The 18,791-nt window shown below is 57.7% G+C and carries 12 protein-coding genes; 7 read left to right on the top strand and 5 right to left on the bottom strand.

What is annotated here, in order from left to right; genetic code table 11:
* Positions 1-25: 25 nt before the first annotated feature.
* The 4 genes from EBL_RS00185 to EBL_RS00170 all read right to left on the bottom strand — a co-directional run bounded on the left by EBL_RS00185 (position 26) and on the right by EBL_RS00170 (position 4,908).
* Positions 26-1,003, bottom strand: coding sequence for a fimbrial protein (locus EBL_RS00185; RefSeq protein ID WP_002440792.1), 978 nt, complete (start codon positions 1,001-1,003; stop codon positions 26-28).
* Positions 994-3,483: a fimbria/pilus outer membrane usher protein gene (locus tag EBL_RS00180; protein WP_014715705.1), complete on the bottom strand. Its 2,490-nt coding sequence runs from the start codon at positions 3,481-3,483 to the stop codon at positions 994-996. The genes EBL_RS00185 and EBL_RS00180 overlap by 10 nt, the downstream gene beginning before the upstream one ends.
* A 15-nt stretch (positions 3,484-3,498) precedes the next feature.
* Positions 3,499-4,200, bottom strand: a complete 702-nt coding sequence (locus tag EBL_RS00175) for a fimbrial biogenesis chaperone (RefSeq protein ID WP_002440794.1) — start codon at positions 4,198-4,200, stop codon at positions 3,499-3,501.
* A gap of 93 nt (positions 4,201-4,293) precedes the next feature.
* Entirely contained in the window at positions 4,294-4,908 is a 615-nt protein-coding gene (locus EBL_RS00170) for a fimbrial protein (RefSeq protein ID WP_002440795.1), read from the bottom strand.
* A 536-nt stretch (positions 4,909-5,444) separates the two neighbouring features.
* Between EBL_RS00170 and EBL_RS00165 the strand changes: the two genes are divergently transcribed.
* The 6 genes from EBL_RS00165 to EBL_RS00140 all read left to right on the top strand — a co-directional run bounded on the left by EBL_RS00165 (position 5,445) and on the right by EBL_RS00140 (position 13,937).
* On the top strand, positions 5,445-6,128 hold the full coding sequence (locus EBL_RS00165; RefSeq protein ID WP_002440796.1) for a copper/silver response regulator transcription factor: 684 nt from the start codon (positions 5,445-5,447) through the stop codon (positions 6,126-6,128).
* On the top strand, positions 6,118-7,560 hold the full coding sequence (locus EBL_RS00160; RefSeq protein WP_002440797.1) for a Cu(+)/Ag(+) sensor histidine kinase: 1,443 nt from the start codon (positions 6,118-6,120) through the stop codon (positions 7,558-7,560). The genes EBL_RS00165 and EBL_RS00160 overlap by 11 nt, the downstream gene beginning before the upstream one ends.
* A 117-nt stretch (positions 7,561-7,677) precedes the next feature.
* On the top strand, positions 7,678-8,028 hold the full coding sequence (locus EBL_RS00155; RefSeq protein WP_002440798.1) for a copper-binding protein: 351 nt from the start codon (positions 7,678-7,680) through the stop codon (positions 8,026-8,028).
* A 13-nt stretch (positions 8,029-8,041) separates the two neighbouring features.
* Complete coding sequence (locus EBL_RS00150) at positions 8,042-9,295, top strand: TolC family protein (protein ID WP_002440799.1); 1,254 nt, start codon at positions 8,042-8,044, stop codon at positions 9,293-9,295.
* Positions 9,295-10,812, top strand: coding sequence for an efflux RND transporter periplasmic adaptor subunit (locus EBL_RS00145; protein ID WP_002440800.1), 1,518 nt, complete (start codon positions 9,295-9,297; stop codon positions 10,810-10,812). Before EBL_RS00150 ends, EBL_RS00145 begins: the two co-directional genes overlap by 1 nt.
* Positions 10,809-13,937, top strand: a complete 3,129-nt coding sequence (locus EBL_RS00140; RefSeq protein WP_002440801.1) for an efflux RND transporter permease subunit — start codon at positions 10,809-10,811, stop codon at positions 13,935-13,937. Before EBL_RS00145 ends, EBL_RS00140 begins: the two co-directional genes overlap by 4 nt.
* A gap of 403 nt (positions 13,938-14,340) precedes the next feature.
* Here the strand turns inward: EBL_RS00140 and EBL_RS20405 are convergent.
* A protein-coding gene (locus EBL_RS20405) for an IS3 family transposase (protein ID WP_126298230.1) occupies positions 14,341-15,710 on the bottom strand; the annotation gives its coding sequence in 2 pieces (ribosomal slippage) (positions 14,341-15,227 and positions 15,227-15,710; 1,371 coding nt in all).
* A 901-nt stretch (positions 15,711-16,611) separates the two neighbouring features.
* Here EBL_RS20405 and EBL_RS00125 point away from each other — a divergent pair.
* Complete coding sequence (locus EBL_RS00125; RefSeq protein WP_002443771.1) at positions 16,612-18,702, top strand: TonB-dependent receptor; 2,091 nt, start codon at positions 16,612-16,614, stop codon at positions 18,700-18,702.
* Positions 18,703-18,791: the final 89 nt, after the last annotated feature.

The following is an 18,791-nucleotide window of genomic DNA, read 5'->3' as shown; positions in this document are numbered from 1 at the left end:
GCTGGCCACATGGCGTGCTCCTGAATTAATCATAGGTAAGATTAAACACCATATGCGACTCCACCTCGCCGCTGCTGGTATCGGCAAGATACTGGTAAAACCGGGCGCGGTAAGGCAGGGAGTACAGCTGTGTCGTATCGCTGGCCAGCCTCCCGATATTATATTTTTTATTAAATTCCAGCGGGGTATCGTTTTGCAGCACCTGCACGCCGATCCCTTTTGCCGCTGAACTGCCGGTTTTTTCATTGATCAGTACCCCCTGGCGGGAGGTGGTCCCCGTTGCCAGGTTGCCGGAAAACGTGGTGTTGATATTGGCGTATCCGCTGATGCTCACCCCGCCGCTGCACCGCAGCTGTATGTTGAACGGTGTGTTACCGGCCCAGGTGCCCACCCCTTTGAGATCGCTGCGCTTAATGGTGCCAATATCCACATTCATATTTTTACCGCTCAGCACGCTACAGGAGGGGGAAACAATGGTGATGGCGTCCGCCGTCAGGCTGGTTTTCAGCATTACTATCCCCGGCAGGCCATATTCGGTGTAGGGCCCGCTGGCGAGTGTGCCGCTGCCGGTCACCTCGGCGGTTTTAACAATCTCCAGGGTAAATGTGGACCCCGCCAGAATAAAACGGCTACCGGTGGTGGTATAGGTGCCGGGGTACACAATGCTTATCTGCCCTTTACGGGAAAACCGCAGCCCGATACCGGGAATATCGGTGGCGTAGATATTACTTCCCCCCAGCATCATCCCGGGGGCTACCACGTCTGCCTTGAAAGTGCGGGACGCCGACTCAGAGCATGAGACATAGACCGTATTATTCGACGGCATCGTCCAGGTCCGGGTGGCAATAACACCGCCCACCGGCAGATCCGGGCTCACCACCACCCGCCCCATCGACATATCGATCTCATAGGGGCTGTGGGCCTGCCAGCAGCTGGCCCACGCGGCACTTCCCCACAGGGCACACAGCACTATCCCCCAGCGGACCATACGGATTAACGACATACCTTCTCCTTACTTTTTGCCGGATCAAGCTGCACCGTGCACTGGCCGCTGCTCCATTTCACAATCGCCCGGGGGGCGGTGGCCTCGTTAATAAACATCATGCTGCCCTGGCCCACCACGCCAATCTCGTTGCCGCTGGCATCGGTAATGGTCGCCCCAAAAGGCAGCGGCTGACCGCCCGCCTGCAGGGCATGCACCAGTACGCTGTTTTGTACCCGGGTGCCGAATGTCACTTTCACCACGCTCCCTTCCCAGGGCACGACCTGGGCCACCGTATTCTCGAAGGCCACATCGCTCTCAGAGCCTTTCGGATCGATCTCCACTGCATTGATCCGGTAGGGGCGCAGGTAGGGCAAAATCGCGTAGCCGTCGCGGTCTACCCGGGTGCCCGGGGAGCCGGGCAGCGTGGCCCCGGCGGCGTCTTTGGCCTCAACCAGCGCCATGGTGGTGCCGGTTTCCGGCGAGAAGGCCACCCCGTGCCGGTGGGCAATAACGGTGCCGCTGGCCCCGATACCGCTCTGGCGGTAGCCTTCACCCTGGCTGTAGCTGCCGGTCATGGTGGTCCACGGGGAGCGGTAGCTCCCGTTGAGCGCCACATCGTGGTTGCCGCCCCGGGTCGTGGTGGTCGAAACCCCGTAATTCAGGTTGCTGTCGCTGTCCAGGGAGCCGTTTACCCCCACCTGCGCACTGGCAAAGTGGCTGTCGTTCCAGACGGTGTTCGAGGTGAGATTCGCCGTGCGGCCTTCGCCAATCCACAGCGGGTAGCTGAGGTTAAGCGACACCCGGTCATCGCGCCGGTTACCGCTGCTGTCCGGGGTGTAGACCCGCTGCACCCCCAGGGTCCAGGAGAGCCGCCCGTACATATTGTTGTAGCTGAGCTGGTACTGTTTCTCGGTGCCGCTGCGCTCCCAGTAGTCAGAGATCCGGCCGCTGAGATACACGCCACCCCAGCCCTCCGGCAGGTTCTGGTTTACGGTAAAGCTGAACCCGTTGCGCTCACGCCACAGGCTGTAATTCCGGTCGCGGTGTTTTTCCTGATCCACCGCGTACAGGGCATCGCTCAGGTTGTAGTAGTTTTCCGTTGAGTAGCGATACGCCGCCAGCACAATGCTGGTTTCCGTTTCGGCAAACATGCGGTTAAAGGTGGCCCGGTAGCTCTGGCCGCGCTTTGTGCCGCTGTCCAGCTTCAGCTGTGACTGGGTAATATCAAAAGAGAGTGCCCCGATACCGGTATTCATCCCGGTGCCGAGCAAAAAAGCCTGATAGTCGTTAAACCCGGTGGTGCCCGTATACAGGGTGAACATATTGTTCAGGCCGTGCTGCCAGGTACCCTGCCAGAGCACCGGCTTATTACGCAGGTTATTGCTGTCCACTTTCCCGGCCGAGAGCGCATAGCGCGTCATCCCCGGGCGCAAAAGCTGGGCCACAGAAGCATAAGGCACACTAAAGACCTGGGTGGAGCCATCGGCCTCTTTTACGGAGACCTCCAGATCACTGCCGTAACCGGAAGGGTAGACATCGGTCAGGGTGAAGGGGCCGGGCGGTACGGTGGTCTGGTAAATAATATTGCTTCCCTGGCGCACGGTGACCAGGGCGTTACTGTTGGCGACCCCGCGAATTTCCGGGGCGTAGCTGCGGATCCCATCCGGGAACATGTTGTCGTCCGTGGCAAGGCTTGCCCCGCGCAGGCCGATGGTGTCAAAAAACTCGCCGCTGGTAAAAATCTGCCCGCCGCTGGCAATGGCGTTAATTTGCGGAATGGGCCGCTGGAGGTAGGTCTGGTTACTTTTCCAGTGGGCGCCGCCCTGCTTTTCCTGCCAGTTCATATTGCCGATATGCTTAAGCAGCCAGCCGTCCCAGCTCAGGCCGCCGTTGATCCCCAGATACGCGCTGTTATTGTCGCTTCCCCCGGCCGAAGACGTATGGTTATTCCAGACGTTGGCATTCCAGCCCAGATTCAGCGCCGCGATGCCCCGGTCCCAGTAGGCGGGGCTGATATAGTGCTTATACAGCTGATCTTCATAGATTTGTGGCACGCTAATCTCAAGGCGCAGAGCAGACTGGATCAGGGTATCTTTCACCATCGGATCCTTGCGCCACGCGCTCAGCCGCCCGCAAAAGCCGCTCTGCTGGCTCAGTTCCCGGTTCAGCTTCTCACTGGCGATACCAAACTGGGCCAGCATTTCCCGGGTGTAGCACACCCCGAGTTCACCGTGTTCATCCCGGGTGATATGCAGATCCCGGCGCCCTTTCCACTCCCCGTTGGTATACACATCTACGGAATAGTCCCCTTCCGAGATGGCGCTGGACGAAAAGCGCGACAGGTCCACTTTTTCACGGCTGCCGACAATAAAACCATCGTTAAACTGATATACCGTCCCCTGGTCAGGCCGTTTTTCACCCGCCACTACCGCACTGCAATACAACACCAGGATCATGGCCGTACAGGGCATTGCCGGAGAGCGTGTCCTCTGCTTCATGATCAAAATTCCCTGTTATCTGACGGCGAGCTTCACAGCAACATCGGCGCCGTAATCATTAATATTGTTCAGTGTCAGCGTCTCGCTGGCACGCACACTCTCGCTCAGGGCCACATGCTGGCTGGCAAGCGGCGCCAGCATCACGGTATTTTTATTGAGCGCGTGAGTGCCGTTACGCGAAATACGGGTCACCGTGATATAAAACGGCGTCGGGTTATTGATCTGCACCCCGCCAGCATCCGCCGTGAGGAGCAGTTTTTCCGGGGCGGTATCCCGGTTACCTAACCCGGCCGGGCGGTAAATAAACTTAAAGCGCGAGCGGATCGCCAGTTGCAGAATATTGCTGCCTTCGTTTTTCTCGCTGGTAACGACCGGCGGGATTTCCAGCACATTCAGCCACCACAGGGACTCTTTCCCGGCAGCCATAGCAGACGGGTTTGCCAGCCGGATACGCAGCGTCTGGCCGCTCCGGGCATCCACCCGGGAGATGGGCGGCGTAATAATAAACGGGGTGGTAATGGTGTCTGGCGTGGCGCTGGCGTCGCCATTATCCAGCCAGGACTGAGCCAGTGCCGGGCGATCGGCTGTATTAGAAAGCTGAACGGTAATTTCTTTTTCATTACCCGGATAAATAAAGCGGGTGCCATTAACAATAATGTTATTAGCCCAGACAGGAATGCTAAAAATTAAACAGCTCAGCAGGGCAATAGTTTTCATTGTGACCTCAGAAAATAAGCGGCAGAAACTGCCGCTTGCAATGTGGGTGCAGCCCGCAATAATTAGCGGTGAACAGTCCGGATATAACGGAAATTACTGATAGGTAATTTCGTAAGTGGCGTAGCTATTTACCACACCGGTAGTGACGCTATTCGGTGTATCGGTGGCGTAGCCAACGTAATAAGTGAAGCGCGCACCGTCTGCCACGGCAGCGGTATCTCCCTTCGCTTTCGGCTGGGAAGAGGCACCCGGGATAATTTTATTCGCCAGCGCCGTGTCAGAATCCGTGGACAGTACCAGCTGAATATCCTTAGCACCGGCACCTTCGGTATTTGCCAGGTAGCCCTGCTGGTTGGTGTTCGCGCCCGCCAGTAAGTTACCGCCGGTCCAGTTCACGCCCAGTTTATCCCCGCCCACTGCGGTGTTGCCTGCGTCGCTTGCGGCCTGGCAGTTGGTAACATCAATGGTGAATGATTTTGGTTTCAGGTAGGTGTTAGCCGCGGCGGCTTTCACCTCAGTTAACGTCACCGGAGATAAATACACATTGGCATCGCTCCCCTGGCCGTTCACTGATACGGTGCAGGAAACATCGGTCACTTTCCCGAAGAAATTAACCTGACCGCCACCTACATTTTGATCCGCAGCATTTGCGCCGGAAACGCCACAAAATACCGTTGCCATCGCCGTAGCGAGAATGACCTTTTTCATTGCCTTTTCCTTTGCCGGAATACGATAAAAAACCTGGCACAAACGTCAGCCAGATAATGCGCGTAACTAACTCGTGCCATTGCAAATAGCCATGCTGGCCGGGCAATATTTCTGGCTAATCACAACCCGGAATTTTGAGCGCAGAAAACCCGCTGGCGGTGAATACTATTTTCACCACCTGCTGCTGCCATCATGCTATTTCCCGGTCAATATACATTTTATTAACCAGCCAGTTTCAAAAAATTAATGGGTTTGGCCTATCAAAAAACCATGATGTATAAAGAAAAACATTATAATAAATGTTTACAGTTGTTATTTTTCTGGATCATGGGGAATAACATTAATTAGTGTATTGTTTTTACAGCATTTTCAGATGGAAAACTGGCCTGTAAAACCCCCACTCTGTACACCACTTCGCAACATTTATAACGGTTCTTTTGATGATATTTTTGTCATTTTCCCTCCGGGCGCTTCTCTCTTTTCCGGTGGCAGATTAGACTGCGCGGTAATACGGTGAACTGCCGGGTGGAGGCGCAATGAAGTTATTAGTGGTCGAAGACGAGTCCAAAACCGGCGAATATTTGTGTAAAGGGCTGAGCGAAGCGGGCTTTGTAGTGGACCTGGCCGACAACGGTCTTAATGGCTACCACCTGGCAATGACCGGCTCTTACGATCTTATTGTGCTGGATGTGATGCTGCCGGATGTGAACGGCTGGGATATCGTGCGGATGCTGCGCGCCGCCGGACGGGCGATGCCCATCCTGCTGCTGACCGCGCTCGGCACGGTAGAGCACCGGGTGAAGGGGCTTGATCTGGGGGCGGACGACTATCTGGTAAAACCCTTCGCCTTTGCCGAGCTGCTGGCCCGGATCCGCACCCTGCTGCGCCGCGGCAGCGACACCATTCCGGAAAGCCGCTTTCAGATAGCCGATTTAATGCTCGACCGGGTATCCCACAAGGTCACCCGTAACGGCACCCGTATTACGCTCACCAGCAAAGAATTTACCCTGCTGGAGTTTTTTATCCGCCACCAGGGGGAGGTGCTGCCGCGTTCGCTTATCGCCTCCCAGGTGTGGGATATGAACTTTGACAGCGACACCAATGTTATCGACGTGGCGGTAAAGCGCCTGCGGGCCAAGATAGATAATGATTTTGAGCCAAAGCTGATTCAGACCGTGCGCGGCGTGGGGTATCTGCTTGAGGTCCCGGATGCGCAATAACCCCCTGCAGCGGCCATTTTCCCTGGCCTTCCGGCTGACATTTTTTATCTGCCTTTCCACCATTGTCGCGTTCTTTGTGTTTACCTGGATAATGATCAACTCCGTGGAAAAGCACTTTGCCGAACAGGATGTTAACGATCTCACCCAAATAAGCACCAATGTACTGCATATCCTCTCGGATAATCAGGAGCCCCTGGCAGCACGGGTAAATGATATCCGCAAGGTAACCGCCGCCTATCAGAATGTGTTTATCTACCTCACCGGGCCCCGTGGCGAGCTGTTATTTCAGACCGCCAGCACCCCGGCGCTGAGCACCTTCACCCCGGAGCACGCCCGGCACTATCAGCGCTACTACCTGTGGAACGCCCCGGGCCCGGCAGGCCACGGTACACTGGCACCACACCATACCCGGCACAAAACCACCACGTACCGGGTCATCGCCGTGCCGGTGGTCACCACCCACAACGGCCAGCAAATCACCCAGCGCCTGGTGGTGGCCATGTCGATGGATTTCCACCTGCACTATATTAACGGCCTGAAACATAAGCTGGTGATCTCCGCAGCACTGATAAGCCTGCTGATTATTCTGGTGGTGCTGTTTGCCGTCTACCGGGGGCACGCGCCGCTGCGGGCCGTGAGCACCCGGATAGGCAATATCTCGTCGGCGAACCTTGATGTGCGCCTGGACTCCCGCGCGGTGCCCATTGAGCTGGAGCAGCTGGTGAAGTCGTTCAACCATATGATTGAGCGCATTGAAGATGTCTTTACCCGCCAGTCGCACTTCAGTGCCGATATTGCCCACGAGATCCGCACCCCCATCACCAACCTGATAACCCAGACCGAAATCGCCCTCAGCCAGCCGCGCAGCACCCGGGAGCTGGAGGAGATCCTCTACTCGAACCTTGAAGAGTTCCACCGTATGGCCAAAATGGTCAGCGATATGTTGTTCCTCGCCCAGGCGGATAACAACCAGCTGATCCCGGAAAATGCCCTGATCGATTTGCGCCAGGAAGTGATCAAGGTTTTTGAGTTTTTTGAAGCCTTTGCCGAAGAGCGCGGCGTGGCGCTGGCCCTGGAAGGGGAGCCACAGCTGCTGCACGGCGACCCGTTAATGATTCGCCGGGCAATCAATAACCTGCTGTCTAATGCCATCCGCTACACGCCGCAGGGGGCAACGGTGCGCGTGCGCCTCAGCCACCAGCAAGGGTCGGTGGTTCTGGTGGTCGAAAACCCGGGCACGCCGATTGCCGCCAGCCACCTTCCCCGACTGTTCGACCGCTTCTACCGGGTGGACCCCTCCCGCCAGCGCAAAGGGGAAGGGAGCGGTATCGGGCTGGCGATTGTCAAATCCATCATTAAGGCGCACCACGGCGATATCAGTGTCGCCTCTGATATCCACTCCACCCGGTTTACCCTCCGCCTGCCCGTATAACAGGAAAATGACAGCCTTGTCATTTTCCTGTCATGCCGCCATCAGGATGGCCGCCCTATTATGGTCTCCAGCATCGTTATTCACTGATACCACACGGATAGTTATCTGGAGACCCTCATGAAATTACTGCACTCTCTTCTTCTGACCGGCGCCCTGCTCAGCACCAGCGCGGTGACATTCCCGACCCTGGCAGCAATGGGTAACGGCCAGATGGCCGGCATGAACATGGACGCAAAAACCACCGCCGCCCCGGTGCAATACCACGCAACCGGGGTGGTTAAAGCCCTCAACGGTAAGACCGTAACCATTGCCCACCAGGCCATTGAACAGCTGAACTGGCCGCCCATGACCATGCGTTTTGACCTTTCCGGTTACAAAGGTGCTGCGCTGAGCGCCGGTGAGAATATCGACTTCACCTTCCACCAGACCACCACGGGCTACGCCCTGGACACAACGCACACCCGATAATTCCGGAGCGCTTATGACCCCCCTCCTTAACAAGGCAGCTTCCGGGCTGCCCTTTTTGCTGTGCCTGCTGGTTACACTGCCCGCCGGTGCCACCAGCCTTGACCAGGCTATCCGGGCGGCGGAAAGCTACTCGGCAGAGCTCTCGGCCAACAGCCACCAGGTCGATGCCCTGAACAATATGGCGGACTCCGCCACCCAGTTACCGGATCCCAAGCTGAAATTTGGCCTGGATAACGTGCCGGTGCAGGGCAGCAACGCCCATCGCTTCACCCGGGAAGGGATGACGATGCAAAAAATAGGCATTGAGCAGCAATATATCAGCAGCACCAAACGCGAGCGCAAGGCGGATGCCATCCGCGCCCAGGCGCAGCAGACCGCCTCCGGCGCGGCGATTATCCGCGCGAAGCTCCAGCGCGACACCGCCCAGGCCTGGCTCAATCTGGCCCTGTCGGAAAAGACGCTTGCCTCGGTACAGCGGCTTATCAGTGAAACCCGCCGCCAGACAGGCACCCAGCGTGCGGGCGTTGCCAGCGGCGGGGCCACACCGTCCAGCGTGCTGGATGTCGAACTGGCGCTGAACGCCATGCGTAACGAAGAAGACAACGCCCGCCGGGATGTACAAATCGCCCGGGCCAACCTGCAAAAACTCACCGGCGAAGATATTGATAAAGCCAGCGGCGCGTTTCCGCGCATTGAGCGCTTACCCGCCGAACAGAGCGCGCTGATAGCCGGTATCAAACAGCACCCGGAAGTGGTGCAGGCCTCCCGCGCGGCCGACAGCGCCCGGGCGAAGTCTGCCCAGTCGGAAGTGGCCGCCATTCCGGATGTGGGGGTCGAGGTCTTTTACGGCCACCGGTCAGATGACTATGACGATATGGCGGGCGTGATGTTTTCCGTGGATTTGCCCCTCTTCCAGAGTAAGCGCCAGGACAAAGACCACGCGGCCGATATGTCCCGCACCTATGAGGCAAACGACCAGCTCACCCAGCTGATTCGCCAGCACCAGGCGGAGCTGGCGGCCCTGGTTGCCCAGTACAACGCCGCAAAAGCCATTTACGATCGCCAGGCACAGCAAGTTCTGCCGCTGCTGCGCGACAAAATTACCCTGGTTCAGGCCCAGTACCAGTCCGGCAGCGCCTCGCTTTCTGAGATCCTCGCCGCCCGCCGGGACTACCTGAGCGGCGAAATCGCCAAAAATAATGCCGAAAAAGCCCTCGCTGACAGCTGGGCTGCCATCCGTTACCTGATCCCACAGGATGTGAACTAATGCGTGTTACCACTCAATTAAGCCTGGCCGCCGTGCTGATTGCCCTGGGCACCGGTGCCGGTTACTGGCTGGGCCACACCAGCAGCCCTTCCACGGCACAGCCCGGCGCTAACCCCGCCGCCACGGCAGACAACACCGGGCGCAAGGTGCTCTACTGGTACGATCCCATGAGCCCGAACGCCCGCTTTGATAAACCGGGGAAATCCCCGTTTATGGATATGGATCTCGTGCCCCGCTACGCGGATGAAGGCGACGAGCAAAACGGGGTCAGAATCAGCGCCGCACAGCAGCAGAACCTTGGCGTGCGGACGGCCAGGGTCACCCGCCGGACGATGGCTTCGCACAGCGATGCCTTCGGCACCGTCGCCACCGATGAGCGCAGCGTGGAGGCGATCCCCGCCCTTGCCAGCGGCGTGGTGGAGAAGCTCTACGTGAACGCCACCCAGCAGTTTGTAAAACGCGGCGAGCCGCTGGCCCTGCTGTGGTATCCCCAGTGGGCTGCCGCCCAGCAGGAATATCTGGCAGTACGCCGGATGGGCGACAGCGCCCTTACCGCCGCCGCCCGGGCCCGCCTGCAGTTGCAGTTTATGCCGGAGTCGGTGATCCGCAGCGCCGAACGCCACGGTAAACCCCAGACCCGGGTGACCCTCACCGCCCCGGCAGACGGCTATATCAGTAAACTGAATATTCGCGCCGGGACGCAGGTGGCCGCCGCCCAGGAGCTGTTTGAGCTCTCAAGCCTTGATCCGGTCTGGATAGTCATCAGCTACCCGGAAAACCAGGCCAGCCAGATAACCACCGGCAGCAAACTGGAGGCCACTACCCAGAGCTGGCCGGGGAAAGTGTTCCAGGGACGGGTAGAAGAGCTGCTGCCGGATCTGGATGTCACCACCCGCACCCTGCAGGCAAGGGTGGTGCTGGATAACCCGCAGCACCTGCTGAAACCCGGCATGTATCTGCAAACCCGCCTTGCGCAGGGGGGCCCGGCACCCAGCGTGCTCGCCATCCCGCAGGAGGCGCTCATCATGACCGGCAGCAACAACCGGGTGCTGGTCACCAAAGGGGATGGCTGGTTTACCCCGGTCACCGTTACCGCCGGGCGCAGCCAGGATGGCTGGACAGAGATAACCGCCGGCCTCAGCGAAGGCCAGAATGTGGTGACCTCCGGCCAGTTCCTGATCGACTCCGAAGCCAGCCTGCGCAGCGCGCTGCCCCAGATGAGCGACACCACCCAGCCCGCGGCAGAGAAAAAAACCGCCGCCACCTATTCCACTACCGGGGTAGTCAACGCCCTGAACAGCGCCGAAGGCACGGTGACCCTCTCCCACCAGCCAGTACCGGCCCTGAAATGGCCCGCCATGACCATGGACTTCACCATTACCCCGGCGCTGAGCCGCAATCTGCACCCCGGTGACCAGGTGATGTTCAGCTTCAGTGTCAGCGAAGAGGGTGCCGCCATCACGACCATCATGCCCGCCGGGCAGATGAATCACACCGGGCATAAGGAGCAGCCATGATTGCCGCCGTTATCCGCTGGTCCCTGCGTAACCGTCTGCTGGTGCTGCTGGCAACGCTGATGATGGCCGCCTGGGGGGTCTGGTCCGTCAAAAACGCCCCGCTCGATGCCCTGCCGGACCTCTCCGACACCCAGGTGATTATCCGCATCAGCTACCCGGGCAAAGCGCCGCAGATTGTTGAAGACCAGGTCACCTACCCGCTGACCACCACCATGCTCTCCGTGCCGGGGGCAAAAACCGTGCGCGGGTACTCCATGTTCGGGGACTCTTACGTGTATGTCCTGTTTGAAGATGGCACCGATCTCTACTGGGCACGCTCCCGGGTGCTGGAGTACCTGAGCCAGGTGCAGTCCTCCCTGCCGCCGGAGGCGAAAGCCTCTCTCGGCCCGGATGCCACCGGTGTGGGCTGGGTCTTTGAATATGCGCTGGTCGATCACAGCGGCAAGCACAGCCTGGGAGATTTACGCGCCATTCAGGACTGGCTGCTGAAATTTGAGCTTAAAACCGTGCCCGACGTATCGGAAGTGGCCAGTATTGGCGGCATGGTCAGGCAGTATCAGGTGGTGCTCAACCCCGACCGGATGCGGGCGCTGAATATCACCCACGACCAGGCGATTACCGCCATTAAAAGCAGCAACCAGGAAGGGGGCGGCGCGGTTATCGAAATGGGGGAAGCGGAATATATGGTGCGCACCTCCGGTTACCTGAAATCCCTGGCGGATTTTGACCAGATTGTGGTCGCCTCCCGGGGGGGGATCCCGGTGATGCTCGCCGATATTGCCACCGTGCGCCGTGGCCCGGAGATCCGCCGCGGTATTGCCGAGCTTAACGGCGAAGGGGAAGTGGCCGGTGGCGTGGTGATTATGCGCTCCGGCAAAAATGCCCTGACCACCATTAGAGCGGTAAAAGACAAACTGGCAGAGATGAAAAAAAGCCTCCCTGCCGGGGTAGAGATCGTGCCGGTCTATGACCGATCGCACCTGATCGAGCGCTCTGTTGAGAACCTCACCCATAAGCTGATTGAAGAGTTTATTGTGGTGGCGGTGGTGTGCGCCCTGTTCCTGTTCCATTTGCGATCGGCACTGGTGGCGATGCTGACATTGCCGCTCGGGATCCTCGGGGCGTTTATCGTGATGCACTACCAGGGGGTCAGCGCCAATATGATGTCCCTGGGGGGGATTGCGATTGCCATCGGGGCGATGGTGGATGCGGCTATCGTGATGATCGAAAACATGCACAAGGTGCTGGAGCAGTGGCGCCACGATAACCCGGACCGCCAGCCCCGTTCCGAAGATTACTGGCACATCGCGCAGCAGTCCGCGTCTGAGGTGGGCCCGGCCCTGTTTTGCAGCCTGCTGATTATTACCCTCTCCTTTATTCCGGTATTCACCCTGGAAGCCCAGGAAGGGAAGATGTTCTCCCCGCTGGCGTTTACCAAAACCTACTCCATGGCGGTGGCCGCCGGGCTCGGGATAACCCTGGTGCCGATTCTGATGGGGTTCTTTATTCGCGGTAAGATCCCCGATGAACAAGCCAACCCCATTAACCGGGCGCTGATCCGCGCCTATGAGCCCCTGCTGGACCGGGTGCTGAAACGGCCAAAAGCCACCCTGGCCGTGGCCGGTGTGCTGCTGGTCGCCACCCTGTGGCCCCTCTCACGGCTGGGCAGCGAATTCCTGCCCGCCATCGACGAAGGGGACCTGCTGTATATGCCCTCCACCCTGCCGGGGATCTCCAGCCGGGAGGCGGCGCGCCTGTTGCAGCTCACTGACCGGCTTATCAAAACCGTGCCCGAAGTCGACACGGTCTTCGGTAAAGCGGGCCGGGCAGATACCGCCACCGACCCGGCCCCCCTGACCATGCTGGAAACCACTATCCGCTTTAAACCCAGAGATCAGTGGCGCCCCGGCATGACCATGGAGGGACTTATCAATGAGCTGGACAGCCGGGTAAAAGTACCGGGTCTGGCAAATATCTGGGTGCCGCCCATCCGTAACCGCCTCGATATGCTGGCAACCGGTATCAAAAGCCCGGTGGGTATCAAAGTTAACGGTGACAATATCGCGCTGATTGAGCAGACCGCAGAGCAGATAGAGCGGGTGGTAAGCCAGGTGCCGGGGGTGACCTCCGCCCTGGCAGAGCGCCTGGACGGCGGGCGCTATATTGATGTGGATATTGACCGGGTAAAAGCCGCCCGTTATGGCGTCTCGGTAAAAGAGTTGCAGTCGATGGTCTCCGCCGTGGTCGGTGGCGACAATATTGGCGAAACCATTGAAGGGCGCGAACGCTACCCCATCAACGTGCGTTACCCGCGCGAACTGCGCGACTCGCTGCAAAAGCTGCGCGACTTGCCGGTGGTGACCGCCGCCGGGGGGCAGATAGCCCTGTCGGAGCTTGCCAGTATCTCAGTGAACGACGGGCCGCCAATGCTCAAAAGCGAGAACGCCCGGCTCTCTGACTGGATCTATGTGGATATCCGCGACCGGGATCTGAAATCCGCCGTGGAAGATATGCAGCGCGCCGTTGCCGGGCAGGTAAAACTCCCCGAGGGGATCTCCCTGAGCTGGTCTGGTCAGTATGAGTACCTGGAGCGCGCCACCGCCAAGCTGAAAGTGGTGCTGCCGGTAACGCTGCTGATTATCTTTGTGCTGCTGTATCTGACCTTCCGGCGGGTGCAGGATGCGCTGCTGATTATGGGCACCCTGCCTTTCGCCCTGATTGGCGGTGTCTGGCTGCTGTATCTGCTGGGGTATAACCTTTCCGTGGCGGCGGCGGTGGGCTTTATTGCCCTGGCCGGGGTGGCGGCAGAGTTCGGGGTCATTATGGTGCTCTACCTCAACCACGCCATTGATAAGCGGGTGGGGAACCACCAGGAGAAATTACCGGCCCCGCTGCTCAATGAGGCAATTCACGAAGGCGCCGTGCTGCGCGTGCGCCCGAAAGTGATGACGGTCGCCACCATTATGGCCGGGCTGTTGCCGATTATGTGGGGCAGCGGCACCGGCTCTGAGGTGATGCAGCGTATCGCCGCGCCGATGATAGGCGGAATGGTCACCGCCCCACTGCTGTCGCTGCTGGTGATCCCGGCGGTGTATAAACTTATCCACCGCAAGAAGGCGAAATGACAGGGTTGTCATGAACGGGTCAGTGGAGGGTCAGCCTCCACGGGCTATGATTATCAGGTAGTTAGCTCTGGCCGCGCTACAGGCCAGGGCGTACATCCCCTCTCTGTAGCCTTTTCTTAGTGTTCTTATTTTATGTTTGCCCCCGTTTGGGGGCTTTTTATTGGTTCATCGCATTTAAGCGTGGCGGCTGAAGCCTTTTCCCAAAGGGTGGTTTAGTGGAATCCGGCGATTCACACTGGCCTTATGGTGCCGGGATGGGCTGCGGTGCCAGTGATTTTGTCCATGTCAGTGGTGTGCACGGGTTCCGCTCCCCGCCCCCCGGTATTTCTTTGTGGCAACCGAACCTGGTCGCGTCCTAAAGGGGAATACCTGCACTGAACCCCAAAACCTGGACACCGCCTGATTACTGTTTTTCTACCTGAGCCCGGTATTCTACCGGGCTTACTCCTCCAGTCTTAAGGCTGATACGTTCTTGATTGAAGTAATGAATGTATTTCGCTATATCCCGTCGCAGTTCTTCAGGATCCCGATACTCCTTGCGGTAATACATCTCCGTTTTCAGGTGGCTAAAGAAATTTTCCATCACAGCATTATCAAGACAGTTACCCTTACGTGACATACTCGGCCTGATCCCTGCATCAGCCAGCATACTGCGCCACATGAGTGTGTGGTAATGCCACCCCTGATCGCTGTGTAATATCAACTCTGGCCTATAATTTTTCCCTTTCAGGCTCTTATCCAGCGTCTTACAGACCAACCCCAGAGAGGGCCTCAGAGATGTATGCCAGGCAACAATTTCCTTATTAAACAAATCCTGTATAACGGAAAGGTAGAGCTTATGTGTTCCGGCGCGAAACTCTGTTATATCTGTGCACCATTTCAGCCCGCTGCTACAGGCCCTGAAATTACGGGCGAGAAGATTCTCTGCTGTTACGCTGCATCCTCCCATATAGGAGCGATACTTTTTACGTCGTAACTGACAGAGCAGGCCATGCTCCTTCATCAGCTTTCTGACAGTTTTGTGATTTAGTGTAAAACCCTCTTTTCGCAGGGCAAGTGTCATACGTCGGTAACCGTAACGACCAGCATGATGTTTATAGATTGCCTGTATAGCCAGCACGATATCAGCATATTTGTCCGTTGTGGTATCACTTCTGGCGCATTGATAGTAATACGTACTGCGTGGCAAAGCCGCAGCGCGAAGTAAATATTTCAGCTTATGATCTGGTAGCAGTGCGTTTATTGTTGCCGCTTTTTCTGCTGCTCCCTGAGTTCTTCCTCTCTCAGGGATTTTAACTTTTTTAGGTAGGCATTTTCAGCGCGTAGATATTCAAGTTCATCCTGAAGTTCAGCATGAGTCATCTCACTGAACTCCCGGGGATTTGGTGGGGATTTTGCTTTTTTCATAGCAACTCCAGAAGTGATAATTCGGGCAGTTTTGGCTGGTTTAAATGCTCTGCTGCCGTTGAGCTGATAACGTTTTAACCAGTTCAGCACGCAGGTTTCATTAGGGATAGCAAAGTGCGCGGAGGCATCCTCGCAACTACACCGGTTTCTGATGATGTAACGGACAACGCATAGCTTAAATTCGGCAGTATAGGGATGGCGAGAGCGGGGCTTCAGTCCCTCCATACCCTGGTGCCTGTATGCCCGAATCCAGCGATTTAGAGGGGATTTTCCAACCTTAAACTGGCGTGCTGTCTCTTTTAGTGTAGCTTTTCCGGCCAGGTAATGCTTAACGGCTGCCAGCCGGACTTCCACAGGATATTTCATGTTTATGATCTCCGGACTATGAATAGTTAGTCCAGGATCCTGGGTTCAGTGCAACCGATTCCCCTTTAGGGATACCCCCGGCCCGCGGGGAAACTGTCGCTGCGCGATACGCTCTGCTGTGCCTCAATCCTGCGGTCCGGTCGGGATTCGACATCCTGTCTCAGCCCTCCCTGTGGCGGCCATCCGGGCCGCCACCCCTGGTCTTTTCAGCTTCGCGCCGCCAGTTTCTTTTACGCGGGACTGGAAAACCCCTGCGGTACAACAACACAGTTTCAGCGGCTGAAATGCCGCTGAACGTTTGTTAACGACCGCGAGGGTGTTAAACCCCCGCATAAAGGCAATCGGCGAAAACGCAGGTGCAGCTCAAGGACTGGCTGCCAGGATGGCAGCCAGAAGGAAGGTTGAGGCATGGATGCCGCATAACATTGTCAGGAACAATGTTAAACAGCGCTTGCGCTGGCCCCGGAGGGGTGAGCCTCATGGATGAGGCGAATAATCCTGACTGGTCCGCCAGAGCAAGCCGGAGTTGCAGCGAACCGCGCAGCGGCGATTGACCGCGGGCCGGCGAGGTCTCCAGGAGGGGGCCGGCCCCCCCTCCTGGAACGCGACCAGGTTCCGCACACAACATATGAGTGCCCATCGTCGGGGAGCGGAACCCGTTCACCGGGCGTTCATATGTCCGAACCTGAAGCGGGCGAGAATCGCTATTCTCACAAATCACCGTTTGGGAAATATCACGCTAACCCGCGATGAACCTGTTTATTGCCCGGCTCACTGTAAAGTTTGATTGATTATTGTTTGCATTTGAGAATTTTCGCAAATAGATGTTTGCCGGATATTTCTGCCCCCGACGCACCTTTACCTTATGCCCTGCCTGTTTTTTCACCATAAGGATAATGCTATGCGTCTCTCACTTATCACCTCAGCACTTCTCGCCAGCTGCGGCCTGGCAAGCACCACCGCCCTTGGGGCGGAAGACGTTATCGTGGTCACCGCCGCAGGCCACGAACAAAAACTCACTAACGCCGCCGCCAGTATCTCCGTGATCCCCCAGGAAGCGCTCCAGACCAATAAATACAATGACCTGGCCGATGCCCTGCGGGCAGTAGAAGGGGTGGATGTTCAGAGCACCACTGGCAAAACCGGCGGGCTGGAGATAAGCATTCGCGGTATGCCCCCCAGCTACACCCTGATCCTGATAGACGGCGTGCGCCAGAACGGCAGCCGCGACGTCACGCCAAATGGCTTCTCCGCCATGAATACCAGCTTTATGCCGCCCCTGTCCGCCATTGAGCGCATTGAGGTGATCCGTGGCCCCATGTCGACCCTGTACGGTTCCGATGCCATCGGCGGGGTGGTCAACGTGATCACCAAAAAGAGCGCCGATCGCTGGAAAACCAGCATAAATAGCGGCATTAACCTGCAAAGTGATAACAAATGGGGCAACAGCACGGTGGCCAACTTCTGGTCCAGCGGCCCGCTGATTGAGGACCGGCTGGCGCTCCAGGTGCGCGGCAGCACCACCCAGCGCCAGGGCTCCAGCGTCACCTCCCTGAGCGAGACCGCCGTCAGCCGTATCCCCTACCCGACCGCCGGGGAAAATTACACCATCGGCACCCGGCTGGATCTGAAAACCCATGACAGCAACACCCTGTGGCTGGATCTCGACAGCTCCCGGCAGCGCTACAACAACAGCGACGGCCAGCTGGGCAGCCTGACCGGGGGTTACGATAAGACCCTGCGCTATGAGCGCAATAAAATCACCCTCGGCCACGACACCACCCTTGATGCCGGTATCTGGAAATCCAACCTCAGCTGGAACCAGACCCAGAACAAAGGCCGCCAGCTGGTTGCCGCCGCCCTCTCCCCGGAAAATGCCAGCCTCGCCGGGCGGCCCCGGGTGCTGAACAACACCAATACCGTACTGGATACCAAATTCCTCACCCCGCTTGGCACAGCGCATTTGCTGACTATCGGCGGTGAATTTACCGACTCCCGGATGACCGACGGGGTCGTTAAAGCGAGCTCCGGGAAAAGTTTCCATCAAAAAAGCGGCGCCGTATTTGCGGAAGATGAGTGGCAGCTGCTGGAGCCGTTAACCCTGACCTGGGGCACCCGCTATGAGCATCATGATGTCTTTGGCGGCCACTGGAGCCCCAGGGCGTATCTGGTGTGGAATGTTAACCCGGACTGGACCGTGAAAGGCGGGGTGACCACCGGCTATAAAGCCCCCTCCCTTGGCCAGTTACATGACGGTATCAGCGGTGTGACCCGCCAGGGCCAGGTGAACAGCGTGGGCAACCCGAACCTGAAACCCGAAGAGAGCACCAGTCTGGAAACGGCGCTGTATTACGATCCGGGCAACGGGTTAAATGCCAATATCACCGGCTTCTGGACCGATTACCGCAACAAAATTGTCTCTTACCGTATCGATGACTTCACCAACAGTTTTACCAACAGTGGTAAAGCCCGCACCGGCGGTATTGAGTTTGCCAGCCACATCCCCCTGGGGCACCCGGACTGGTCACTGGCCCTGAATTACACCTTTACCCGCAGCAAACAGCAGGACGGCATCAATCAGGGCGCGCCGCTGAATTACACCCCGCAGCATATGGCCAATGCCCGGCTGAACTGGCAAAGCACACCGGAGATTAACCTGTGGCTGAATACCCGCTATAACGGCAAGTCACCGCGTTATCTGAGCAAGTACCAGAACCTCAGCCCCATTCAGCAGGCCGTCTATGACGACAAAGGCGAATACCTCAAAGCGTGGACCGTGGTTGATCTCGGTATGTCCTGGAAGCTGACCGACAGCCTGACCCTGAACAGCGCCATCAACAACCTGCTGGATAAAGACTTCAGCGATGTGAAGCTCTACCAGGTGGGGCGCTCTTCCACCTATGCGGGGGACTACTTCCAGACCGCCGCCTCAACCACTGGCTATGTGAACCCGGGGCGTAACTACTGGCTCTCGGTTAACTATACGTTTTAATCCTGCGTTTTCATCCTCTGCTGGCGCGGTTCTCCGCGCCACTATTGCTTTGCCAGCAAAAGACAATTGCCATTGTGCCAGTTAATGCA

The organism is Shimwellia blattae DSM 4481 = NBRC 105725 (genome assembly GCF_000262305.1).
In the GTDB taxonomy this organism is placed as follows: domain Bacteria; phylum Pseudomonadota; class Gammaproteobacteria; order Enterobacterales; family Enterobacteriaceae; genus Shimwellia; species Shimwellia blattae.
Note: the sequence above shows the minus strand (reverse complement) of the source record. Positions and strands in the feature narration are given on the sequence as shown.